Source organism: Peristeroidobacter agariperforans, from assembly GCF_004138335.1.
Taxonomy (GTDB): domain Bacteria; phylum Pseudomonadota; class Gammaproteobacteria; order Steroidobacterales; family Steroidobacteraceae; genus Steroidobacter; species Steroidobacter agariperforans.
Genome location: NZ_RYFW01000002.1, coordinates 996029 through 1019743, shown reverse-complemented (window position 1 = coordinate 1019743; position 23715 = coordinate 996029). Strand labels below are relative to the sequence as shown.

Sequence of the window (23715 nt, the reverse complement as noted above, 5' to 3'; positions counted from 1 at the left end):
ACCCTCCTTTGGGTGTGACAACGGGGCATCGAGGCGCTCGCGAATGCGAGCGCCATCCATCGACGTGCGGTAGGAAAGGAATCAGCTCAGAAGGTGCTGCGGAACGTGAGAATGATCCACGGATCCGACTCTTCCTGATCGATCTCGGAGCTGACCGGAGTGCGCGCGTTGTACTGCGCGGCCGATTCGTAGATGCGAGTCACATCCTTGCGCTTGGCATCGAGCAGGTTCTGCGCGGCCACGCGCACGACATAGCGCTCCGCGAACGTTTTCTCGAGGAACACTTCGAGGTTGCCCTCGAAAGTCACATCGGCGACTTCCTTGGTCGCGGCGCCCGAGTCGACCCATTCTTCGGCCGCGCCACGCTTCTGATAGCTCGAGCCCCAGGTGAGCGCCCAGCCCTCGATCAGATGGTCGAAGCCGACGTTGTAGATGTAGTCCGGCTGCATGGAGAAGCGCCGGTCGACCGGGAAGTTGCTGTTGGCATCGCGGATCTCGGAGTGCACGTACGTGTAATTGGCGAACACGTGGAAATTCGGCGCTCCGATCACCTCCAGCGGATAGCTCAGATCGAACTCGATGCCGTAGATCGTGCCCTTGTTGGGATTGTTCACATACTGCGTGGCTTCGATCTCGTCGTCGATCTGCTCCTGGAAGATGGCGTTCACCGCGTCGCCGACGCCGTTCAGCTCGATCTTGTTCTCGATGCGCCGGTAGAACGCGTTGACGCCGAGCACCGCATCTTCGGCGTTCAGGCGCAGGTCGAAGCCGCCGTCGAGTCCGAGCGCGGTTTCCTGATCCAGGGTCGGATTGCCCAGCACGCTCTCGTCTTCGTCGAGCAGCAGCGTCGGATTGAGCTCGTCGAAGCTCGGGCGGCGCACGGTGCGCGCCGCCGACAGTCTCAGCTGCAGCGAATCGGTCGCGTCCCAGCGGATGTGCGCTGTCGGGTTCAGCTCGAAGTAGTCGTTGTCGACCGCGATCTGATTGCCCTGCACGTTCAGTCCCAGCGAGCTGAGCGCGGCGGCCGCATCGGCGACCGGCCCGGCGACGGTCGAAGTGATTTCCAGGTTGGTCTGCTCGCCACGCACGCCGAGCTCGACCTTGGTGCTGTCGGTGACGTCGAGGCCCCATTGCACGAAGCCGGCGATGCGCTCGTCGTCGACGTTGAAAATGCTGAACAAGTCATCGAGCGTGACCAGCTGGCCGTCGTCGATCTCCTGCACGTTGAAGCTGTAATCGCGCTTTTTCAGCACATAATCGAGGCCGACGCTCAGGGTCGCGGCGGTGAACTTCCATTTGAACTTGCCGCCCGCCTTGGCTTCGGAGTCCTCGCTGTCCTCGTTCTCGATGCTGTCGATGTTGTCGAACACATCGATCTCGTGGCCGAACTGGGTGCTGTTGGCGCGGAACTGCTCGTTCAACTGCGGATCGTTGAACGAAGACAGGAACGGCAGGATGTCGTCGCCCGTATTCAAGCCGACGCTCGCGAAGTCGAAATCCATGTCGACCAGATAATTGGTTTCTTTCGCTTCGCCCTCGGTGCGGTCGTAGCTCGCCGAGACCTCCCAGGAATTGCCGCCGTCGGTGGGCGCGGTGAACGTGGCGGCCAGCATCCAGTTGCGCTCACGGAATGCATCGGTCTGATTGGTCTGCTCGGCGCCCGAGTCAAGGTCGCCGTCATCGTCTTCGGCCTCGAAGGCGCGCTCGAACTCGTGCTCGACCCGGTCGGTATCGACAAACAACGAGTTGAACTGCAACTCCTGGCCGCCATCGAGCTTGAAAGCCAGGTCGCCCGTCCAGGCGATATCGCGGGTGTCGCGCTCGTCCGGCTCGATGGTGGTCTTGAATTCGGGCTCGGCGTTGCCCTCGCCGTCCAGCACTCGCTCGACCGAATACACCTGCTTGCGATTGAAGCGCTCCTGATAGTTGAGCGACGTACCCCACTGCACGGCGTCGTTGGTGTGACCGTACGAGACGAAGGCGCTGGGCCGGGTCTCGCCGTCGATGTAGTAGCCGCCGAGTCGATAGATGCCGCCGTTGAATTCGGCGCCTTCCTTGAGAATGATGTTCAGCGTGCCGCCGATGCCCTGGCTGTCCATATCGCTGGTCGGGCTGCGGATGATCTCCACCCGCTCGACCAGCTCGGCGGGAATGCGATCCACCAGCACGGTATTGTCATTGCCCGAGCCGGAGATGCGCCGGCCGTTGATCAGGATCTGGGTGTATTCCGAGCCGATGCCGCGCAACGACGGCGCCGCGTACTCGCCGACGTCGTCGCTGAATGTCACGCCCGGCACGCGCTTCATCATTTCGCCGACCGACAGCGGCTCGAAGCGCTGGAAATACTCTTCGGAATAGGTGAGCACCGGCTCGGCCAGCTCGGTGCGCTCGCGCGCGTTGACGCGCTTGGCGAGCACTTCGATGAACTCCAGGGTGTCTTCCTTGCCCGGTTCGGCAGCATTGGCTGCCGCCGTCGCCAGAGCAATCGACACCGCGCTCGCCAGGACACTCCCCTGCTTTAACCGTCTCATCTTTTCCCCCTGGACGCTCGACGCGTCTCTCCATCGTGCATGAGTTGTAGTTCCGCACTCGAGTGCAGCTGGAGCAGAGTCTAGAACGAACATTTCATAGAACGCAACTAGTGAAATAAAAATTCTAACTGCTATAGTGGCGCCACGCTGCGGCTGGCCGTCCTGTCAGAGCTGCATAGAATATTTATTGCAGCGGCCGTATGATTGGGAATTTCCATGACACTCAGAGAATTAGCCGTGGCGAGCAGCGCAAAAACACTCGAAACCCTGCGGGGCGACATCGTGCGCCGATACGAGGAGCTCAGTCCCCGTCTGCAGCAGGTCGCCAAGTACGTCTTGGAGAATCCCAACGACATGGCGCTGCAGACCCTGGCGGTCATCGCCGAACGCTGCGAGGTGCAGCCCTCCACCATCGTGCGTTTTGCCAAAACGTTCGGTTACGAAGGCGCGAGCGACATGCAGGAGCTGTTCAAGGACGAGATGCTCACCCAGGCGCCGAGTCCCAGCTATGCCGAGCGCATCCGGCAGTTCTCGCGCCGTGCGGGCGCCGCGGGCGCGCTTGCTCCCCAGGACGTGATGCACGAGTTCGCGGACAGCAACATCCTGGCATTGGAGCATTTGAAGAGCAGCGTCCGCAAAGCCGACCTGGAGCGAGCCGTTGACATGATCGCCGGCGCGAACGCGGTCTACATCGTCGGCCTGCGACGCTCCTTTCCGGTTGCCTCCTATCTCGCCTATGCCCTGCGCCACGTCGACAAGCGTGCCTATCTGCTCGACGGCGTGGCCGGCATGCTGGCCGAACAGAGCACCATGCTCACGTCGAAGGATTTGCTGATCGCCATCAGCTTTCAGCCCTACGCGGCCGAGACCGTGGAGATCGTCGGTTCCACGCGCGAGCAGAAGGCCAGGATCATCGCTATCACCGACAGTCGCTTGAGCCCGATCGCGGCCGCCTCGGACCTGGTGTTCGAGATCAAGGACGCGGAGGTGCGCCAGTTCCGTTCATTGACCGCGTCGCTGTGCCTCGCGCAGTCGCTGGTCATCAGTTATGCATTCGACATGGAAAAACGTGGCCGCGGACGCTAGTAAAAACAGCGACTCGGGCATTCTGCCACTCGCGCTGTGGCGCAGCGGGGAAAAGGCGCGACTTTTCCCCGCTGCGTTCGCCGCCTGTGGCGGCGGGCACATCCGTGTGCCTGGGTGATACGTATTAAATTTCAGGGGGACCAATGATTCGATTTCTATTGATAGGCGCGGGACGCATCGGTCGTATCCACGCAGAGAACATCGTGCGCGGGGCGGGCGCCAGCCTGGTAGCCGTCACCGACGCCGATTCACGCGCTGCCGCCGAGCTTGCGAGCAAATGGTCGTGTCGCGCCGTCAAGCCGGATGAAGCATTGGCGCAAACCGACTTTGACGCCGTGCTCATCGCCAGCTCGACCGACACTCACGCCGATTGGATCGAGCGCTGCGCAGCCGCCGGCAAGCCTGTGTTTTGCGAAAAACCGCTCGATCTGGACATCGCTCGAGCAACGCAATGTATGCGCAAGGCTGAAGCGGCCGGGGTGCCGCTGTATCTCGGTTTCAATCGCCGCTACGACCCCTCTTTCGCGCGACTCAAGCGCGAAATCGCCGCAGGCACGATCGGCTCGCTGGAAACGTTGCACATCACCAGCCGCGATCCTGCGCCACCGCCCGTGGACTACGTGCGCCGCTCGGGTGGGTTGTTCCGCGACATGATGATTCACGATCTGGACATGGCGCGCTGGCTGCTCGGGGCCGAGCCGGTGGAAGTGTTCGCACGAGGCAGTGCGCTGGTCGATCCGGAGATCGGCGCCGCAGGCGATATCGACACGGCTATGGTGATGCTACGGACGGCTGATGGGCGGCTGTGCCAGATTGCGAATAGCAGACGTTGCAGCTTTGGATACGATCAGCGCATCGAGGCGTTCGGTGCGGCCGGCATGGTCAGCGCCAACAATCACACCGCCACCAGCGTGACTGTCGCGGGCACGCAGGGCTACACCACCGAGCCCGCTCTGCCCTTCTTCCTGGAACGCTACGCCGATGCGTATCGGCTGGAGCTGGAGGATTTCATCGGCGCGCTCAACGGCAACAAGGTCGAGCTTGCAACCGGCGAGGATGGCCGGCGCGCACTGCTACTGGCTGATGCCGCGCAGCGCTCGTTGACGACTGGAGTTGCAGTGACGTTGAGTTGAGGAACGCGGCTCCCTCGCCTTGCGCGAGGGAGCCTTGTTTCAAACAAACAGCTCGGTCGCGAGCCGCGACAGATGCGTGTAGCCCATCTTCGCGTAGACAATCGGTGTAGCCACCGCCGGATCCTGCTCCGCTTCGACTACCAGCCAGCCGCGATAACCGCTGCGAGCCACCGGCTGCAAGACATTGCGATAGTCGACCATGCCGTCGCCAGGCACCGTGAACACGCCTTCGAGGACTGCATTCAAGAAACTGGTGTCTTCATTACGAGCTCGCTCCAGGACCGACCGGCGTACATCCTTGCAATGGACGTGCGCGATGCGCGCCGCATAACGCTGTGCCATTTGGGCGGGGTCGCCGCCTGCATAGGTGAGATGGCCGGAATCGAGCAACAGGCCGACCGCATCGCCGGTCGCCTGCATCAGATTGTCGATATCCCCGGCTGACTGCACGACCGTGCCCATGTGATGGTGATAGGCCAACCGCAGCCCAGCGGAACGCATTTTCTCCGCCAGCCGGGTCATGCGCTCGCCGAAGCGCTGCCAATCGCCCTTGGTGAGATGGGGCCGCTGCGACAACGGCGCACGCTGATCGCCGTGCGTGCAGCGTGAAACTTCGGCGAACACCATCACCTCGCAACCCAACGCGTGCAACAGCTCGAAATGGGCGCTCATCGCATCCCATTCGGCATCGACATCGCGCTCGAGCAGACGTGCGCTGTACCAGCCGGACACCAATTGCAGATCGTGAGCCTGCAGGATCGGCCGGAGCTGAGCGGCAACCCGTGGAAACTTGTTGCCGAGCTCGATGCCCGTGTAGCCCGCTTCGCGGGCTTCCTGCAGACAGGTCTCGAGGCTGGTTTCAGCGCCCAGCGATGGCAGGTCGTCGTTGGTCCAGGTCAGAGGATTGATGCCGATGCGAATATTCATGCAGGAAGTACCGGTTACTTTGTTACTCGAGATCGCTCACGTCGCGGAGCGTCTTGCGATATTTCTCGTGTGCTGCGGACACATCCTTGGAGCTGGACACTTCCGGCACGGCGACATCCCACCAAGCACCACCCGCGGCCGTACTGTGATGCGGATCTGTGTCGATCACGATCACGACGGTTCTCGTCTTAGGGCGCGTGTCGTTCAGTGCGCGCTCGAGTTCGCGCACATTGTTGACCTGGAGCGACTCGGCGCCGAGGGAGCGAGCATGCGCGACGAAATCTATGGCGGGCGCAGCCTCTTCGAGCAAGTTGTTGAACGCCGCTCCGCCGCAGCTCTTCTGCAGGCGACTGATGCAACCGAAGCCGCGGTTGTCCAGCAGGACGATCGTCAGCTTCAGGCCCAGCGCAATGGCGGTGGCGATCTCGGAATTCATCATCAGATAGCTGCCATCGCCCACCATGACGACCACGTTACGGTCAGGCCTTGCCAGCTTGACCCCGAGCCCGCCGGCGATCTCGTAGCCCATGCACGAGTAGCCGTACTCGAGGTGATAAGCATCGCTATCCTGAGCACGCCACAGCTTGTGCAATTCACCGGGCAAGCCTCCGGCCGCGCATACGACCGTGCCATTCGTTCCAATAGTGCGGTTGACGGCGCCAAGCACTTGCGCATCAGTGGGCAGCGTAGTGTCGGACGCGGCAGTGGCAGCCTCTACCGATGAATTCCACGTCTGCACGAGTTGCTTGACCCGAGCCGAATACTCGGCGCGCACAGATGACGGCTGCAGCAGAACATTCAACTCGTTCAGCGCTCGTAACGCGTCGCCCTGCAACTGCAGCGCGCCGAACTTTGCAGAGTCGAAACGACACACATTGATTGCTATCAACCGGCGCTGCGGATTGCGGAACAGACTCGACGACGCCGTCGTGAAGTCCTGCAGCCGGGTGCCGATGGCGATGATCACATCGGCATCGCGGGCCAGCTCGTTCGCCGCACTCGATCCAGTGACCCCGATGGAGCCCACATTCTGCGGATGGTTCCAGCGCAGTGCGCCCTTGCCGGCCTGCGTCTCCGCTACCGGAATGCTGAAACGCTCGGCGAACCTTGCCAGCGTTTCACACGCCTGCGCGTAGTGAACTCCGCCGCCAGCGATGATGAGCGGCTGCTTCGCTCGCCGGATCGCTTCGGCGGCAGCCGTCAGCTGACGAGTGTCTGGCCCAAGCCGAGTCGCCTCATGGACCCGAGGCTGGAAGAAGGAGGAGGGATATTCCCAAGCTTCCGCCTGCACATCCTGCGGCAGCGCCAGCGTCACCGGCCCGCACTCTGCTGAATCGGTAAGCACGCCCAGTGCCTGCGGCAACGAGCGCAATAGCTGCTCGGGGCGAGTAATGCGGTCCCAGTAGCGCGACACCGGACGAAAACAATCGTTGGCGGTGATGGTTGGATCGCCGAAGTCCTCCACCTGCTGCAATACTGGATCCGGCCGACGGCTGGCGAACACATCGCCCGGCAATAACAACACGGGCAATCGATTGACGTGTGCGAGTGCGGCCGCCGTCACCATGTTGGTCGCACCCGGCCCGATAGAAGTCGTGCACGCCATGAACCGACGCCGACGCATCGTCTTGGCGTAAGCAATCGCGGCATGAGCCATGGCCTGTTCGTTGTGGGCCCGATACGTCGGCAGCTCGGCATGAGACGCGCTCAGTGCCTCGCCCATGCCGGCCACGTTGCCATGTCCAAAGATTGCGAACACGCCAGCACACAGCGGGACTTCCTGGCCGTCGACGACGGTGCGTTGTGCCGCCAGATAGCGCACGACGGCCTGACTCGCGGTCAGGCGGACTCGATCGCTCATAGGGACTGCTCCGCCAAAGCACCGGAGACTCGCGAGGATAAACGAGCGTGGCTCTCTCGCAATGCGCGCCAGCTGTCGATCAATCGTTGATATCGGTCCGCGATATCGGCGATCACCTGCTCGTCGCTCAGCGTGCCGGCAAACCAGCCTCGCGCTGCCGGATTGAAAATGCTTCGGCCGACTGCAAACCCTTTGCACACCGGGGTGGCCGCCGCGCTTTCGAATGAGGCTTGCAGCGCTTCCTCCGAAGCGTCGAGCCCGAGCATCAGCACCCCATTGCAATGCGGATCGCGCCTCTCGATGACCTCTGCAATGCTCAGCCACGCAGCGCGCGATTGCGCCTCCAGCTTCCACCACGCGGGGCGCACGCCGAGGTTATATATTCGAGTCAACGCGCGGGCAGTGGTCGTATCGTCCACCGGCAAGCCGCGCCCGCTACAGATGATCTCCAGCAGCAACTCACGATCCTGGGCGCGAGCGGCGTCGTTCAATGTGCGAATCTGGCGTTCCTGCGCGAGCCGCAGCTCGATGGGATCGTCGGGATGAAAGAACACCAGGCACTTGATGACGTGGGCGACCGGCCAGCTCGTCAGGTGCAAGCCGACATTGTCGGGGGGATCGAACGCCACCGGGCGTGAGCCAGGCGTTTCGATGGGACGGCCGATCCACAATCCTTGCGCCGTGAATCGATTCAGAACAGCCGAGCCGTGGCGCGCATCGACAATGATGCCCAGACGCTCTCGATCTCGTGCGTCCGCAGCCACACGCTCGACGGCACGAGCGATCAGGTCTTTGAATTCGCCGATGCGTGCCCGCGACGCGCCATGCTCGTCTGCCAGCTCTTCGAGTTGCCGACGATGGTCGAACGCGAGCACATACAACGATTCACGCGGCCGGCGAGTCGTCGTGGCCTCGTGCACATGCGAGAGCTCGGCGTCGAGATCGGGCCGTCGCAGGCTCGTGGCTCGGTGCAGGAATTCCTGAAGCTCTACTGCACTCGGCATCGCCGGCGTGCAGCCGTGCCGCGATACGACCAGCGCCCCGCATGCGTTGCCAAGACGCGCGCACTCGGCGAGCGGCCTGCCCCGCAGCCAGCCTGAAAGAAAGCCGCTGAGAAAAGCATCGCCCGCGCCGAGCACGTTCAATACCTCGACCGGAAATCCCGCGATCGTATGAAGCTCTGCCAGCTTCGCCGGTACTTCATCGGAAATGACGCTGCAGCCGGCGGGGCCGCGCTTCAGTACGATAGTCGCGTGGGTCTTGCGCCGGATTGCACGCAAGGAGGCAAGCACATCGTCCGAACCACCGGCGATCCGGATCTCTTCTTCCGTGCCGACCACCAGATCGCAATCAGGCAACACACTTTGCAGCGCCTGGGTCACTTCGGCCGACTCGATGAATCGAGACTCGCCCTGCCCCGCATTGGTCAGTTTCCACAGCACCGGCCGATAGTCGATGTCCAGAATGACGCGCGTTCGATTCGCTCGCGCCCAGCGAAACGCCTGCTCCACCGCTGCACGAGTACCTGGGGTCGACAGATGCGTGCCCGTGACGGCAACAGCACGGCTGCCTGCGATATATGACTCATCGAAGTCCTGCGCGCACACTCCCATGTCTGCGCAGTTCTCGCGAAAGAAGATATGCGGATAAGCTGCCGGGCCTTCGATGCCCAGCACGACCGACGCGGTGAGCCGCGTTGGATCGGTCGCCACATGGCTCACATCCACACCCTCGCGTTGCAAAGCCTCGCGGACGAAGCGTCCCATGTGCTCGTCTCCAACGCGAGTCAACATGGATACGCGCAGACCGAGACGCGAAGTTCCCGCTGCCAGATTCGCTGAAGAGCCGCCCAGATATTTTGCGAAGCTGCGCACATCCTCGAGCCGGCCGCCGATCTGCTCGCCGTAGAAATCCACGGCCGCGCGGCCCAGACAAATCAGGTCGAAAGTCTTATTCATTGTGATCCATCTCGCGCGGGCGCCAGAAAGGAGCGCCGGCTTGCAAAGTCCAGGCGTGCTCGGCGGTGAAGTCGGGAATCGTGTAAGGCCGATCCGGCAAGTGGCGGATCACCCACGAGTAGTACATGCCATAGCCTGGCGCCGCGCACTGCGCGTGATCCAGCCCGGCCGGAATATGGATGGTGTCGTACTCCATCACTTTGACGACGTTGTCGCCCAGCTCCGCATGACCATACCCCTGCGGTCGGGTGAAACGATAGTGATAAATCTCCGGCTGCGGATGATGGTGCGGCGGATAACTCGACCAGCCGCCTGGAAACGTCACCACTTCGCCGAGCACCAGCTCGACCGCCTCCGGCGAATTGCTCCGATCGAAGATGGTCCGGACATAGCGCAAGGCTCGATCGCCCACCTGCCCACGGCCACGCGGCTCATTCGGCACCTCCTTCGGAGTGAACACGCGGGCTTCGAACGGCCTGAGATTGGCGCAATCGAACACCATGATCTCGGTGTCGCGTGAGGCGTCGAAAGTAATCGTAGAACCCGCCGGAGCATGGATGCAGCTCGCAGACTCATCGAACAACGAGTCACGCGACAGCTCGAACGCGCGCTCCCCCACCGTCACTCGCACGGCGCCATTCATGAGCAGCCAGGCCGTTTCGCACGTGATGTGCTGGACCGAGCGCTCGCTTGCGGTCAGACGCCACGCGCCGATGCCAATCCGGGACGGATTGTCCGGCTCCAGCTGACGTGCGATGGGCGTAAACCCCCGGTCGAAGCCGCGTCGGTGCGCGGTGATGTGTTCTTTAGTCATGCCAGTCGTTGAATGTGCGGCGAGCCACACGCCCCGACCGGTACGCTAACCCAATGGAATGAAAATTTCAATTCATTGGAATAATGGAATTGTAATTCGAGCGAGCCGTGGCCGACCCGGACCTAGGCCGCTGAGTTAAAGTGGCGCCTTTCATTCCAGGAGCTCTCCGTGACCATCTCCGCACCCGCGCCCTATCCCATCGGCACACCCGGCGTTGCTTGGGGCGCCGCCGAGCGCGCGCTGTGGCTGTCGCGTCAGGTTCGACATCGCAGTTACAACGACGATGTAGTGAAAGCGGTCGAACGGCTGGCGGATCGGTTCGATGTCGAGGTATACGGCCACCTCGACTATCCGCCGGACCACTATCGTTTGTTTGCTGTTCGCAGCCGAGGCTGGCGCGATGATCTGCCGGTTGCGCTCGTGACTGGCGGTGTCCACGGCTACGAAACCAGCGGCGTGCACGGCGCCCTGCAATTCCTGGAGCGTCGCGCCGCCGACTATGCGAACAAGATCAACTTGCTCGTCGCGCCCTGCGTGAGCCCCTGGGCCTATGAACGCATTCATCGATGGAACGCGAATGCCATCGATCCCAACCGCTCGTTCCGCGAGAACAGCCCGGCCGAAGAGTCGGCTGCACTGCTGCGCTTGATCGCCCCGCTGCGCGGTCGCTTTCTACTGCACATCGACCTGCACGAGACGACCGACACCGACGAAAGCGAGTTTCGACCGGCGCTCGCCGCCCGTGACGGCAAAGCCTCCGAGCCCGAGCTGATTCCCGACGGCTTCTATCTGGTCGATGACACCGAGAATCCGCAGCCAGCGTTTCAACAAGCCATCATCGAGGCCGTGAGCAAGGTGACTCACATCGCGCCCGCGGATGAGAAAGGCCAGATCATCGGCTCGGATGTGGTCGCACCCGGCATCATTCGATACGCCATGCGGCAGCTCGGCCTGTGCGCCGGCATCACCGGCGCACGCTACACAACGACGACAGAAGTCTATCCCGACAGCCCACGCGCCACGCCCCAGCAGTGCAATGACGCTCAGGTCGCCGCGGCGTGCGCGGCGATCGAGTTTGCGTTGATGGCTCCTCGCTAGTCGACCTCTAACAAGATCTCCACCACCACAGGCGCGCCGGCCGGCAGGCTCAATACTCCCGAGACCATGCGAGTCGGCGCTTGTTCGGCGCCAAACACACTCGCCAGCAACTCCGAAGCGCCGTCGGCAACTTTGGCGTGGTCGCGAAACTCGGCAGTCGTCGCGAGGGAGACCGTCAGCCGGACGATGCGCGTCACTGAGTCGAGCGAGCCTAAGTGCTGCCGGGCTAGCGCGAGCGCATTGAGGGCGGCCAGGCGTGCCGCGCTCCGTCCGTCTTCAATGCCAATATCCGCTCCTATTCGCCCCTGAAACTTCGGAGCGCTGTCTGCCAATGGCAGCGTGCCGCTCAAGTACAGCAGGTTTCCGACTTGCACCGCCGGTACGTAAGCTCCGAGCGGCTTTGGCGCTGGCGGCAGAGCGATGCCCGATCGTTCGAGCCGTTGTTCGGCGCTCATGTTCATTCAAGTCTCCTCACCACTTGCCCACATGCGAACCGCCGTCGACGTGGAGCACCTCACCCGTCACCTGACCTGCCTCCGTGAGATACAACACCGCTTCGGCGATGTCCTTGGTGGTGCCGATCTGTCCCATGGGCGACAAGCTCCTCAGAAAATCGTCTGGCACGCTCGCGAGCAGCGGCGTCGCTACCAAACCGGGAGCCACGGCGTTTACTCGAATCCCCTGCTTGGCGTATTCCAGCGCCAGGCTGCGGGTGACTGCGTTGAGACCGCCCTTGGTGATCATCGGCACGGACGCGCTCAACGCTGCGAGCGGATGATTTGCTATCGAGGCCGTAATACTCACCACACTGCCAGCCGACCTCTGCGCGAGCAGTTGTTTGATGACGGTCTGAGTGATGTGGATGAAGCCGTCCAGGTTGGTGGACGAGAGCGCGCGGAAATCTTCCGCCGTGTAGTCCGTAAACGGCTTTGCGAAAAAGATGCCGGCGTTGTTGACGAGCGCGTCGACCGAGCCGAAACGCTCGAGGGCGACCTTGACGATCTTCTCGGCGGTCGCGGGCAAAGCGATATCGCCATCGACCAGCGCCAGATTGTCCGAGCGCTGCAGCTCGTTCTTCTTGCTGATATTGCGTGAGTTGGCGACGACGTTGTAGCCGCGCTCGAGAAACAGATTGGCGACACCGGCGCCGATCCCCTGAGAAGCTCCCGTCACGATGACGGTCTTGCGTTGGCTGGTCATTTGAGTCTCCTGATGTGTTGCGAGTGGAGCCATTGTCGGGAGCGGCGCCAGCTTTGATTAGATGGGAATCGCTGTAATCTGATTTCCATTAATGGCAAAGTGGACCCATGGCGGACCTCGACAACATCCTGATCTTCGTGAAAGTGGCTCAATACGAGAGCATCAGCCGCGCGGCGCGTTCGCTGGGCATGCCGATCTCGACGGTGAGTCGCCGGCTTTCGGTGCTGGAGTCGCAGCTCGGCGCCACCCTGTTGAGGCGCACCACCCGGCGCGTCAGCCTGACTGCACAGGGTCGGGACTACTTCGATCAATGTCAGGAGCCGCTCAATCTTCTGCAAGATGCCGAACGCGTGCTGACGCACGCACAGCAGGAGCCCCAGGGACTGCTGCGCGTTTCGGTGCCGGTGGTATTGGGCCAGCCGGCGTTTCTGGAATTTCTGTCGGCGTTCCTGAAGGCGCACCCGCAGATCCGAATGGATCTGTACATCACCAACGTGTTCCTCGACCTGGTCGCGGAGAACGTCGACGTGGCGATCCGCTTCGGCGACCTCAAGGATTCGAGCGTGGTCGCGAGCCGGCTGGGCAAGAGCATTCGTTACGTCGTCGCCGCGCCGGAATATCTGAAGAATCGCAGGCCGCCGAATGAACCAGCGGATCTCGAGCAGCACGATTGCGTGATGCTCAGTGCCAAGAACAATGAAGCCGCCTGGGACCTGATCAGCGGTCGGCGCAAGGCTCGGGTGCACGTCTCAGGCTCGATCTCGAGCCGGGATTTCAGCACCGTCAGCACCTTCGTCTATCGCGGCCACGGCATCGGCTTGCTGCCCTCCACGTACTGCGACGAACCGATCGCCAAGGGCTCGCTGGTCAGGTTGTTGCCGAAGTGGACTTCGCCGCCCATTCCGGTCTTCGCCGTCTATCCGGGCCGCAAATTCCTGCCGTCGCGACTGAAATTGTTCCTGGCAGCGTTGATGAGCTGGAAGAGCCCGCTGTGGAGCAGAGATTGATAGTTGGCGCGGGCTCAGGCAACTGTCACAGCGCTGCTCCATCCAGGCAAAATAGCGGACTGACTCATCGATGGAGCCCGCAGCCTAGTGGAAAGCATCACCGTCTCATTGTTCCTGCTGCTGGCCGTCGTCCTGAGCGGCTGGCTGCAACGCGGCCTGCCCTGGTCGGTGCCGCTGCCCATCGTGCAGATCGCGCTTGGAGCACTGATTGCGCTGGTCGCGAAGACCCCGGTGAAACTCGACCCCGACGTCTTCTTCCTGCTGTTCCTGCCGCCGCTGCTGTTTCTCGACGGCTGGCGCATTCCCAAGGAAGGCCTGTTCCGCGACAAGGACACGATTCTCGAGCTGGCCGTGGGCCTGGTGATCTTCACGGTGGTCGGCCTCGGATTTCTGATCAATTGGATGATTCCGGCGATGCCCCTGCCAGTGGCGTTCGCACTGGCCGCCGTCGTTTCGCCGACCGATCCCGTTGCGGTCTCGGCCTTGTCTGCGCGTGCGCCGATTCCCAAGCGGCTCTTGCACATTCTGGAGGGCGAGTCGCTGCTGAACGATGCGTCGGGCCTGGTGTGCATGCGCTTTGCGGTCGCAGCCATCATGACCGGCATGTTTTCGCCGCTCACCGCGATCGGCACGTTCCTGTGGCTGGCGCTGGGCGGCATTGTGATCGGCGTGCTCGTCACCTGGACCATCACCGCCATCAAAGACTGGATGACTCGTCGACTCGGTGAGGACAGCGGCTCGCAGATCCTGATCAGTCTGCTCATTCCTTTCGGCGCTTACCTGCTCGCCGAACATCTGCACTGCTCGGGCATCCTGGCCGCCGTTTCCGCCGGCATCACGATGAGCTACGCGGAGCTGACCGGTCGCGCGCTTGGCACTACACGCATGCGTCGCACGGGTGTGTGGGACACGATTCAATTCTCGGTCAATGGCGTCGTTTTCGTCCTGCTCGGCGAGCAGATGCCGAGTCTCATCGAGGGCGCCGCACGGGTCGTGCAGGATGCGGGACATCACGATCCGCTGTGGCTCATCGTATACGTGATCGCGATCAATGCGGCACTCGCCACGCTGCGTTTTCTTTGGGTTTGGATCTCGCTGCGCTTGACGCTGTTCCGCGCATCGCGAGCAGGCCTCGGCCTACCGATCAACCGACCGAGTTTTCGCTTGGTCGCCGCCACCTCACTCGCTGGCGTGCGCGGTGCGATTACGCTGGCCGGAGTGCTGACGCTGCCGTTGTTTCTTCCGGACGGCTCGCCGTTTCCTGCTCGCGACCTGGCCATCTTTCTGGCGGCCGGCGTGATTCTCACGTCGCTGGTGGCCGCGACCATCGGCCTGCCCTTCCTGCTCGGCGGTCTGCAGCTTCCCGCTGAACCTGCGCATGACGAGCAAGAAGACAGCGCACGAGTCGCCGCAGCCGAAGCGGCCATCAAAGCGATCGAGCACGCTCAACACGAGTTGAGTCAGAACCGCGCGGACGCCGATTCATATGCAGACACCGGCGCGAAGATCATGGATGTGTACCGGGCTCGCATCAACAGCCAGCCGCGCAGTGTCGAGGAAGCGGAGAAAATGCGGCTGATCGGCGAGATCGAGCGTCAGCTGCGTCTCGCCGGCTTGCGAGCGGAACGCGACGAGCTATTCCGCCTCGTTCGGGCACGACAGCTCTCAGACGAACTGGTGCGCAAACTGGTTCGTGAAATCGATCTGCTCGAGGCGCGACTGACGACGAACTGAGCGGCGCGAGGGTCAACCGCCGCTCAGTCCGGAACCGCCGACTGCGAGCAGCAACTCGGCAGTGTTCACAAAGCGCTTGGATTGCGCATCCAGCAATCCGAGCCGCGCCTGCAGACTTTGACGTTCGGCGTCGAGCACCGTCAGCACGCCAACGTTGCCTGCGCTGTAACTCTTGCGTGCGAGATCGACGCTGGAGCGCGCCGTTGCCATCGCCTCGGTCTGAGCCACCAGGAGCTCTTCGTCATTTCGGGCCGCCTGCAGCAGGTTCGCCACCTGCTCAAACGAGTGCAGGACCGTCTGCTGATAGTTCGCAGCGTTCACTTGCACGGCCTGCAACGCCGCGCGCCGCTCGGCCCGCAACGTTCCACCATCGAACAACGGCGCCGTGATACCGCTGATCACGCCCCATGCCAGGCTCGAAGCGTCGAACAGATGGCTGGTGCGGGTGGATTGCTGGCTGACATTTCCGGACAGTGTGATCTGCGGATACAAGTTTGCGGTAGCGACACCGACAGCCGCGGTCGCCGCATGCAACTGCGATTCCGCCGACAGAATATCCGGCCGACGCCGCACCAACTCGGAAGGCAAGCTGACCGGCAGCTGATCCGGCAGGCGCAGATCGCTCGCCGCCGTGAACTGCGATTGCGCAGCCGCCCATTCGCCAGGCGCTTTGCCCAACAGCACCGCCAGCGCATGTCGAGCCGTATCCAATTGTTGTCGCAGCGGCGGCAGCAGCGTCGTGTCCTGAGCCAGCTGCGCTCGTGCGCTCAGCTCGTCCACCTTCGTCACGATGCCCGCCTGCCGTGCGCGAGCGACCAGGTCGACATTGGTCCGATCCTCGGCGAGCAGCTCTTCGAGCGCCTGGATCTGCGCCTGCGTGAAGACGATCGTGAAATATTGAACGGCCACATTACCGGTGAGCGACAACCATGCGGCGTCGAGCTCGTGCTGGTAGTACTCCGTCAGTGCCCGTTGCTGCTCGATGGAGCGAGCGATGCCGCCGGTGTAGTCGAGCGTGTAGCGCACATCGGCGCCGATCGCATAGTAAGTAAACGTCGGCAGCTGGAAATCACCGAGTGCTTGCGCGCCCAGCTGCTGCCGGCCCGCGCCACCGCCCAGATTCACTTGAGGCATGCGGGCGCCGCTCCGGGCTGCAAGCAATTCCTCCGCCTGCGCCAGTGACGAGCGTGCGGCAGCCAGCGTGAAATTGCCCTCCTTCGCCTGCTGCATGAGCCGGTTCAACTCCTCGTTCTGGAAAAGCGTCCACCAATCGTTCGGCGGTGTCTGGCCGTAAACCAACCGCTGGGTCTGCTCGGCCCCGGCGGTGTAGCGGTCGGTGGTTGGCGGATCGGGACGTTTGAAATCCGGCCCGACTGCGCATGCCGACAACGCAACCATCACGCCGGCCGTCACTAAACTGCGAAACATTCCACTCATCATCTCGTTCAACTCTAATCTGCGTGCACCACGGGCGCCGAGGCGCCGCGAGCGCGGCGAAGGAAAAAGACCAGCGGCGTCACGGCCAGCGTCATGATCAACAGCAGCTTGAAATCGTTGATGTAGGCGATGAGCGTGGCCTGATACGTCACCACGCCATCGATGCCGTGCAGGCCGTGCAATGTGGACGCATCGAATACCGGATGCGTGCGCGTCGCCAGATCGTAGGGCGTGATGTGCTCGACCAGGCGCGCGTGCATGAACTGCACATTGCGGGTCAGCAACGCAGTGACCATCGCCACGCCGATACTGCTGCCGATGTTTCGGAGCAGATTGAAAATGGCGGTCGCCTCGTTGCGCTGACTGGGCGCGAGCGTGCCGAACGCAATCGTCGTCAGCGGCACCCAGGTGAATCCCAGGCCGAAACCTTGAATCACACCGCTCCAGATCACCAGGCGGTCATCCATTTGCGGCGAGAAGCCGGTCATGAGCCACAGCGACAGCGCCGTGGTCAGCAGACCGAACGTCACCAGCGCGCGCGCATCGATCTTGCCAATCACCCGCCCCACGATGAGCATGGCCGCGAACGTTCCCATGCCGCGCGGCGCAGTGACCAGGCCGATCGTCACGACCGGATACCCGAACAATCCCTCGAGCAGCGGCGGCAGCAGCGCCAGCGTCGCCAGCAGCACGATACCGACGATGAAGATGAACACCGAGCCCAGCGCGAAATTCCGATCTCTGAACAGCGCGGGACTCATGAACGGCTGGCGCGTCGTCAGGATGTGTACGACAAAGAGATAGAACGACACCGCAGCGATCACTGCTTCGATGACGATTTCGGTGGAGCTGAACCAGTCGAGCAACTGGCCGCGATCCAGCATCAACTGCAGACTGCCGATGGCGATGCTCAACATCGCAAATCCAAAGAAATCGAACGGCGTCTTCCTGAGCGGCGTCTCGTGCAGGAACCGCGAAGCCAGCAGCATCGCAATCACGCCGAACGGAATGTTGATCAGGAACACCCAGCGCCAGCTTTGCGTATCCGTCAGCCAGCCGCCGAGCGCCGGGCCGAGAATCGGGCCGAGCGTCACGCCCATCGCCCACATGGCCGTTGCTTTGCCATGCTGCTCCTTCGGATACAGATCGAGCAGGATGGCCAGCGACAACGGCACCAGCGACGCGCCGGCGACGCCTTGGATGAGGCGATAGATCACCAGCTCCGTCAGGCCGTGTGCCAATCCGCACATCGCCGAGGCAATGGTGAACAGCGCGATGGACGACACGAATATCTTCTTGCGCCCCACCGGCCCGGTCAGCCAACCCGATAGCGGCGTCATGATGGCAGCGCCCACGATGTACGAGGTGAGCACCCAACCCATCTGCTCCTGCGTCGCCGACAGCGTGCCTTGAATCTTCGGCAAGGCGACGTTGGCGATGGTGGTGTCCAGCGCCTGCATGACCGAGCCGAGCATCACCGCCAGGACGATCGGGCCGCGATGACGCAGCTCGTCGGCGCTCGCCGTGGGCAACGAATCGCTCATTGAGAGATCGCCGCCACCGTTTCAGCCGCAGTCTCGGAGCGCAAGCCGAACAACGTGCGCTGGCGACGAGTATCCACTTCGACATTCGCACTCAAGCCGGCACGCAACGGAACATCCGCGGCGGTCTTCAACTCCAGTCGCACCGGCAAACGCTGTACGACCTTCACCCAGTTGCCCGACGCGTTCTCGGCCGGCAACAGCGAGAACTCTGCGCCGGTGCCGGGGCTCACGCTAACCACCGTGGCCGCCAGCTTGTGACCCGGATAGGCATCGATGAGCACTTCCGCCTGCTGCCCCGTGGCCATGTGCGTCAGCTGCACTTCTTTGAAGTTCGCTTCGATCCAGATGTTCTGCGAGGACACGAGCGCGAACGCCGGCGCCGCGGCGTTGAGATAATCGCCCACCTGCAACTGCTCGACCTTGGTGACGATGCCCGCCGCCGGCGCATAGACAGTCGTATAGGAAAGATTCAACTTGGCGCGATCCAACGCGGCCTGCGCCTGCTGGACCGTTGGATGGTTGTCGACCGCGATGTCCGGATCGCCGCCCAGCCGCGCAAGCACCGCTGTGATCTGCTCACGAGCAGCCTCGAGTTCCTGGCGGGCCGCATCGCGCGCAACCTGCGCCTTCTCGACCTGTGCCTGAGAAGAAATGCCCGGCTCGAGCAGGCTCTGCTGTCGAGCCAGTTCCTTGGCCTGATAGTCGAGCGTCGACTGTGCGGACGAGCGATCGGCCAGTCGCTGGCGATAGGTGGCTTTGAGAGACTCGACTTCCAACTTCGCCGACGCCAGGCGCGCCTGCGCCTCGTCCACGGCGATCAGAAACGGACGATCGTCGAGACGAAACAGCAGATCGCCCTTGCTCACCTGCTGGTTGTCGCGAATCGCCAGCTCGCTGACCCGGCCAGCGACGTTGGCGCTGATGGAAACCTGCGCGGCGCGCACGTAAGCATCGTCGGTGGATTCGTAGCGCCCACCAGTCACATAGAAATAAGCAGCAGCGGCCAGCACCAGCAGCGGGCCGCCAATCATCAATGGACGGCGCAGCTTGCTGGGAGCCGGTTCATTCGAAGCGGAGTCGGACACGGAATCGCTCATCGGTTGCGGGGAACTCATGGATTTACTTTGGTAGCGAGCAGGTTCTGGTACACGTGCTCGAGCAGGCCCATCAATTGATTGCGCTGCTCGCCGCTCAGACCGGCCAGCGCTTCGGCGCGCATCTGCGCAGACAGCTTGTCGATCTGTTCCAGAACCGGTTTCGCGCCGGCAGTCACATACAGCGTGCGCGCTCGGCGATCGTTGGGGTCGGGCCGCCGCTCCACCCAGCCATCGCTCTCCATGCGATCGAGAATGCGCACCAGCGTCATCGGCTCGATCTCGGCCAGCTCGGCGAGCCGCTTCTGGCTGATGCCCTCGTTGCGCGACAGCTGAAACAGCGCCTTACACTGAGGCAGCGTCAGCGACAGCTCCTGGGCCAACGCTTCGAAGCGCTTGGTGTACAGGCGCTCGAGATTCTTCAGGATGAACCCGAAGTTCCGCATGCGATCCATGGCGACTCCGCGACGGGATGGGTTGAGCCGCCCTTTCTCGGACGACTGAATAGTGCTCAGACTATATAGTCATTCCTGAGATAGTATCAATTGTTATTATAGTAGTTGTGGAGTATTTCTCAGTGTCTCAGCCCCAGCACGCCAGGATTCATGCGGCCGTTGCGGTCAAGGAGTCCCTTCAATCCTCGAATCAATGCTGCCGGGGCGGGATTCAACGCGTCCACGTAGGGATACGCCCGACCGATCTGGTTCGACGCCGCGCCGATTTGTCGAAACAGGTTGATCGTGTCCTCGCGCAGCGCTGCGACCAACGCCCGCGCGGCGGGATTTGCCTGCGGCGGTGAATAGCCCTTCAACACCTCCGCATCCACCTTGGCGAGGTGCACGGGCAGCCACTCATCTTGCCAATGAAACACCGACTCGAAGCTGAAGCTGTGGGTGCCGAGTGCGGACAATAAATAAGTCACGGTGACTCCTCGCTGCGCCATCTCCGACGAGCGACGCGCCACCAACTGACGATGCGCCTCGATCAACGTCGCAGCCTCTGAGTGAGCGACCTTCGCGTTGAGCGCAGCCCAGCGCGCGCCGCCCTGGCCGAGCACAGCATTCAAATTCGCGAATGGTTCTGCTCGCGCGATTCTAGGCACAGTGGCGGCAATGGAAATTCCACGCAGGCTGGCAGCAAGCTTGCGAGCGATCGATTGTTCTGCCGCGACCGCCGCTGCGCTCGACCCCGCCATCACACAGTGCAATGTATATGAGCCTGGAGGCGCCACTGTGCGCCCTCCTCGTGCCAAGTCGATCAGCGCACGAAGAGCCGCGACGCCACCGCCTGCCGATTGCACCACCGACCTCAACGCCGAGATCGCCGCACCGATGCCCTGCTGATTCTGCGCGGATTTCGCAATCGCGTCGGAGTCGAGCACGAACGCATCTTCCGCAATCCCTGCACGCGCGATCTCCGACAGCGCAAGCGCGGCGTCCTCGAACGCTGCAAAGGCGAACGACGCATACCCCGTCGCGGCAGGAGCCCGGATCAGACGCAACGAAGCCTGCGTCTTTATCCCCAACGAGCCGCCGTCGTGCAGAAACAATCCCGTGAGATCCGGACCGAAGTTGCGGAACACCGGCTTGGCGGCGTTGCGTAGTGCCCATTGCCCGGTGTGAATCAGCGCGCCATCCGCACCAGCGACCTCCAAACCGAGCGTGATGTCTGCGGCCGAGCCATAGCGCGCGCTGCCAAAGAACAACGCGCCGTGACTCAGGCCGCCGCCAATCGTCGCACCGGCGCCCGAGAACGTACCGAAGAACGGCAGACGCAAGCCGTGCGGTTTGAGCGCTTCGTAGAGCCGCTTCCATGTCACTCCCGCTTCGGCGACGACAAACATATCCTGCGCCGAAATTTCTCGAATTCGATTCAGCGCCGACAGATCGAAGAGCACGGAATCTTCGACGCCGCAGGTATAGCCGCCCGTGTAACTGAGCCCACCGCCTCGGGGAATCACGGCGTAGCCCTGCGACGTTGTGACAGCGACTGCCCGCGCGACAGCCTCCGCTGCAGGCGGCCTCACGACCGCAACCGGCAGCGGACCGCTCGAGTAAAGATCCGACGCCGCGAGCTGCCTTGCCGACTCATCCGTTCTGACTGCGTCCGCTCCAGCCGCCTCTTGCAGCGCTCGGATCAGCGGATCGTGCGACATCACATCGGCTTCCACACGCTGACAGCCACCAGCGCCGCGATGAACACCCATAGCAGTACGAGCACGGAAGTCGCCTGCAAATAGGTTTTGCGGATCACGGCGTTCGTATGGTCGTTCGGTCCCTCGCGAGCCATCACAGCCCACGTGCGGAAGTGAGAGATCAACGCCAGTCGAATGCCCACGCCGCAGGCCATCACGCACGCGAACAGCCCGAGCTTGAGACGCAACCAGAAAGGCATGCTCCAGTCACCGCCGATCAGATGCAGACCGATCGCTGCGAGCACCGCCATGAGCACGTAACGCGACCCACGGTCGAAGGTGGCCAGCCCCTTACCGGTCGGGCTGTGACGCAGGCGATGCGTGACTTCAACGTAGATCAGCCAGGCAACCGCGAAGATCCCAATCACCCAGGCTGTAGTCGTGCCGCCAGGAACGTACCCATAGAGCGCGGCCAGCGAGAACCCGAGGCCAAACTGCAGCACCAACGCATAGCGCACGTGCTGATCGACGGTCATCACGTGATCCATCAACCGATCGCGTTCGGCGAAGGGACTCTGTGCGCCATAGGAAACATAGCGAAAAGTGCTGTTGATCACGAGCTCGGAGCCGAGCCAGTAGCCGAGCACCGCGATGTGCGCGACCAGCAGGACGTGCATCAGCATCGCTCAGGCCCCTGCCGGCAACGGATCGATCTGCATGAGGCTGATCAATTGTCCATCCGGATCGTAGACGATCATTTCTCGATACAAGCCCGCGGGCGAACGTTCGCTGGCCTGGCGTTTCGGGTAACGCACCGGCGGCGTGAGGAACTTCGCCCCCGCCGCTGCCAGTTTCGCGTGCACGGAGTCGAACTCGGTCGTGGTCAGCACGAGCGCCGTTTGGCCCCGCGCGATGCCTTGCGAGGGAGTCGCCACTTCTTCGAGCGGAACGCCACTGATCTCGAACAAACCGACCACGACATCCGCCGTCACGGCGGGCGCCAGCAGCACGATGCGCATCCGACACGCCGGCAACTGCAGCAAGGCGCCTGCGGCCGGCCCTTCGATCACCTTGTCCTCGACCGCCACCATGCCGAGCAAATCCCGGTAGAAACCCAGGGACTTCTCCAAGTGGCGACAGAAAATACTGACGCGCGCAAAGCCTACGCCCATGCCATCACCCACCCATTCACCCGACGTGCGACGGACCGACTATAATGCCAATAATTTGTCCGGACAACTTCGATGGAACTGCGACAGCTGCGCTATTTCATTGCCATCATCGAGCACGGCGGCTTTTCCCGCGCGGCCAGCGAGCTTGGCCGCACGCAGCAGGCGCTGAGCAAGGCCATGCACGCGCTCGAGGAGGAGCTGGGCGTGCGGCTGCTCGATCGCAACTCCCAGATCGCCACGCCCACGGCCTTCGGCAAGCTGTTGCTCGAACATGGCCGGGCAATCGAGAGTGAAGCCCGCTCGTTTCGCACCAAGCTGAGTCAATTGCTGGAAGCCGAAGCCGGCGCGTTGCGATTGGGCACGGGGCCCTCCGCCGCCGGCGGCTTGGTGGCGCAAGCGGTGCTCGATCTGCAGCGAAGCCGCCCTCGCATCCGGCTCGATGTCGTCAGCGGCGTGCACGCTGAGCTGGTCGCCGGCCTGCAGCAGGGCCGCATCGATCTGGCCGTGTGCGTCGAAACCGACAGCTTGGATGCCGGCAACCTGGTGCGCGAGACCTTGGGCGAAGACGAGTACGTCATCGTCTGCGGCGCCTCGCATCCGCTGGCGAAACGACGCGAGATCTCCGTTGCCGATCTGACCGACGTACGTTGGATCGTCGGACGCAAGCTTGGGGATGTCGAGCTGGCGTGGGCGGCTTTGTTCGATGAAGCGGGCCTCGCGCGACCAAAGCCCGCCATAGAAACGAACTCATTGGAATTCTGTCGCGCAGCGCTGCGCGATGGCGAACACCTGAGCGTGCTGACACGCAGCTTGATCGCGGACGAACTGCGTTCCGGAGAACTGCGCGCACTGGCGGTTGCGCAGGCGGCATGGCGCCGACCCATCGTTCTACTCTACCGACGCAGCGATCTACTGGTGCCCGCCATGCTGGCGGTCATCGACGCGCTTTACATTGCCGCGCGCAGCAACGTCGAATGAACCGCCA

At 62.6% G+C, this 23715-nt stretch carries 20 protein-coding genes; 6 read left to right on the top strand and 14 right to left on the bottom strand.

What is annotated here, in order from left to right; translation table 11 throughout:
- Window positions 1-86: 86 nt before the first annotated feature.
- The gene (locus EK373_RS18220) at window positions 87-2531 is read right to left on the bottom strand and encodes a TonB-dependent receptor plug domain-containing protein (protein WP_198683414.1); all 2445 of its coding nucleotides are present in this window, start codon (window positions 2529-2531) and stop codon (window positions 87-89) included.
- Between the two features lie 216 nt (window positions 2532-2747).
- On the opposite strand from EK373_RS18220, the gene EK373_RS18215 reads away from it, so the two are divergent.
- Both EK373_RS18215 and iolG read left to right on the top strand, forming a co-directional pair.
- On the top strand, window positions 2748-3617 hold the full coding sequence (locus tag EK373_RS18215) for a MurR/RpiR family transcriptional regulator (RefSeq protein ID WP_129645144.1): 870 nt from the start codon (window positions 2748-2750) through the stop codon (window positions 3615-3617).
- 143 nt (window positions 3618-3760) lie between these two features.
- Complete coding sequence (gene iolG / locus EK373_RS18210) at window positions 3761-4750, top strand: inositol 2-dehydrogenase (RefSeq protein ID WP_198683413.1); 990 nt, start codon at window positions 3761-3763, stop codon at window positions 4748-4750.
- Window positions 4751-4789: 39 nt separating this feature from the next.
- Here iolG and iolE read toward each other — a convergent pair whose 3' ends face one another.
- Genes iolE through EK373_RS18190 form a run of 4 tightly spaced genes read right to left on the bottom strand, consistent with a single transcriptional unit; the run spans window position 4790 to window position 10310 of the window.
- Window positions 4790-5677, bottom strand: a complete 888-nt coding sequence (gene iolE, locus EK373_RS18205; RefSeq protein ID WP_129645143.1) for a myo-inosose-2 dehydratase — start codon at window positions 5675-5677, stop codon at window positions 4790-4792.
- Window positions 5678-5699: 22 nt separating this feature from the next.
- Window positions 5700-7538, bottom strand: coding sequence for a 3D-(3,5/4)-trihydroxycyclohexane-1,2-dione acylhydrolase (decyclizing) (gene iolD, locus EK373_RS18200; RefSeq protein ID WP_129645142.1), 1839 nt, complete (start codon window positions 7536-7538; stop codon window positions 5700-5702).
- Window positions 7535-9496, bottom strand: a complete 1962-nt coding sequence (locus EK373_RS18195; RefSeq protein ID WP_129645141.1) for a bifunctional 5-dehydro-2-deoxygluconokinase/5-dehydro-2-deoxyphosphogluconate aldolase — start codon at window positions 9494-9496, stop codon at window positions 7535-7537. The genes iolD and EK373_RS18195 overlap by 4 nt, the downstream gene beginning before the upstream one ends.
- On the bottom strand, window positions 9489-10310 hold the full coding sequence (locus tag EK373_RS18190) for a 5-deoxy-glucuronate isomerase (RefSeq protein ID WP_129645140.1): 822 nt from the start codon (window positions 10308-10310) through the stop codon (window positions 9489-9491). Before EK373_RS18190 ends, EK373_RS18195 begins: the two co-directional genes overlap by 8 nt.
- A gap of 174 nt (window positions 10311-10484) precedes the next feature.
- Between EK373_RS18190 and EK373_RS18185 the strand changes: the two genes are divergently transcribed.
- Window positions 10485-11408 carry a M14 family metallopeptidase gene (locus EK373_RS18185; protein WP_129645912.1) on the top strand — a complete coding sequence of 308 codons (924 nt, stop codon included), beginning with the start codon at window positions 10485-10487 and terminating at the stop codon, window positions 11406-11408.
- On the opposite strand, the gene EK373_RS18180 is transcribed toward EK373_RS18185, so the two are convergent.
- Both EK373_RS18180 and EK373_RS18175 read right to left on the bottom strand, forming a co-directional pair.
- Window positions 11405-11869: a RidA family protein gene (locus tag EK373_RS18180; protein ID WP_129645139.1), complete on the bottom strand. Its 465-nt coding sequence runs from the start codon at window positions 11867-11869 to the stop codon at window positions 11405-11407. The genes EK373_RS18185 and EK373_RS18180 overlap by 4 nt on opposite strands.
- Window positions 11870-11879: 10 nt before the next feature.
- Window positions 11880-12608: an SDR family NAD(P)-dependent oxidoreductase gene (locus EK373_RS18175; RefSeq protein ID WP_129645138.1), complete on the bottom strand. Its 729-nt coding sequence runs from the start codon at window positions 12606-12608 to the stop codon at window positions 11880-11882.
- A gap of 107 nt (window positions 12609-12715) precedes the next feature.
- Here EK373_RS18175 and EK373_RS18170 point away from each other — a divergent pair, with 107 nt between their 5' ends.
- Together EK373_RS18170 and EK373_RS18165 are read left to right on the top strand one after the other, a co-directional pair.
- The gene (locus EK373_RS18170; RefSeq protein WP_129645137.1) at window positions 12716-13615 is read left to right on the top strand and encodes a LysR family transcriptional regulator; all 900 of its coding nucleotides are present in this window, start codon (window positions 12716-12718) and stop codon (window positions 13613-13615) included.
- Window positions 13616-13702: 87 nt separating this feature from the next.
- Window positions 13703-15349 carry a Na+/H+ antiporter gene (locus EK373_RS18165; protein WP_129645136.1) on the top strand — a complete coding sequence of 549 codons (1647 nt, stop codon included), beginning with the start codon at window positions 13703-13705 and terminating at the stop codon, window positions 15347-15349.
- A gap of 12 nt (window positions 15350-15361) precedes the next feature.
- Here EK373_RS18165 and EK373_RS18160 read toward each other — a convergent pair whose 3' ends face one another.
- The 7 genes from EK373_RS18160 to EK373_RS18130 form a co-directional block, all read right to left on the bottom strand.
- Complete coding sequence (locus EK373_RS18160; RefSeq protein ID WP_157994408.1) at window positions 15362-16777, bottom strand: efflux transporter outer membrane subunit; 1416 nt, start codon at window positions 16775-16777, stop codon at window positions 15362-15364.
- Window positions 16778-16800: 23 nt separating this feature from the next.
- Entirely contained in the window at window positions 16801-18330 is a 1530-nt protein-coding gene (locus tag EK373_RS18155; RefSeq protein WP_129645134.1) for a DHA2 family efflux MFS transporter permease subunit, read from the bottom strand.
- Complete coding sequence (locus tag EK373_RS18150; protein WP_198683412.1) at window positions 18327-19415, bottom strand: HlyD family secretion protein; 1089 nt, start codon at window positions 19413-19415, stop codon at window positions 18327-18329. The genes EK373_RS18155 and EK373_RS18150 overlap by 4 nt, the downstream gene beginning before the upstream one ends.
- A gap of 26 nt (window positions 19416-19441) precedes the next feature.
- On the bottom strand, window positions 19442-19879 hold the full coding sequence (locus tag EK373_RS18145; protein WP_129645133.1) for a MarR family winged helix-turn-helix transcriptional regulator: 438 nt from the start codon (window positions 19877-19879) through the stop codon (window positions 19442-19444).
- 119 nt (window positions 19880-19998) lie between these two features.
- On the bottom strand, window positions 19999-21579 hold the full coding sequence (locus tag EK373_RS18140; protein ID WP_157994407.1) for an FAD-binding oxidoreductase: 1581 nt from the start codon (window positions 21577-21579) through the stop codon (window positions 19999-20001).
- Window positions 21579-22241 carry a hypothetical protein gene (locus EK373_RS18135; protein WP_129645131.1) on the bottom strand — a complete coding sequence of 221 codons (663 nt, stop codon included), beginning with the start codon at window positions 22239-22241 and terminating at the stop codon, window positions 21579-21581. Before EK373_RS18135 ends, EK373_RS18140 begins: the two co-directional genes overlap by 1 nt.
- Window positions 22242-22244: 3 nt before the next feature.
- A complete protein-coding gene (locus EK373_RS18130) occupies window positions 22245-22730 on the bottom strand; it encodes a VOC family protein (protein WP_129645130.1) in 486 nt (161 codons plus the stop codon).
- 72 nt (window positions 22731-22802) lie between these two features.
- Here EK373_RS18130 and EK373_RS18125 point away from each other — a divergent pair, with 72 nt between their 5' ends.
- Window positions 22803-23708, top strand: a complete 906-nt coding sequence (locus EK373_RS18125) for a LysR family transcriptional regulator (RefSeq protein ID WP_129645129.1) — start codon at window positions 22803-22805, stop codon at window positions 23706-23708.
- Window positions 23709-23715: the final 7 nt, after the last annotated feature.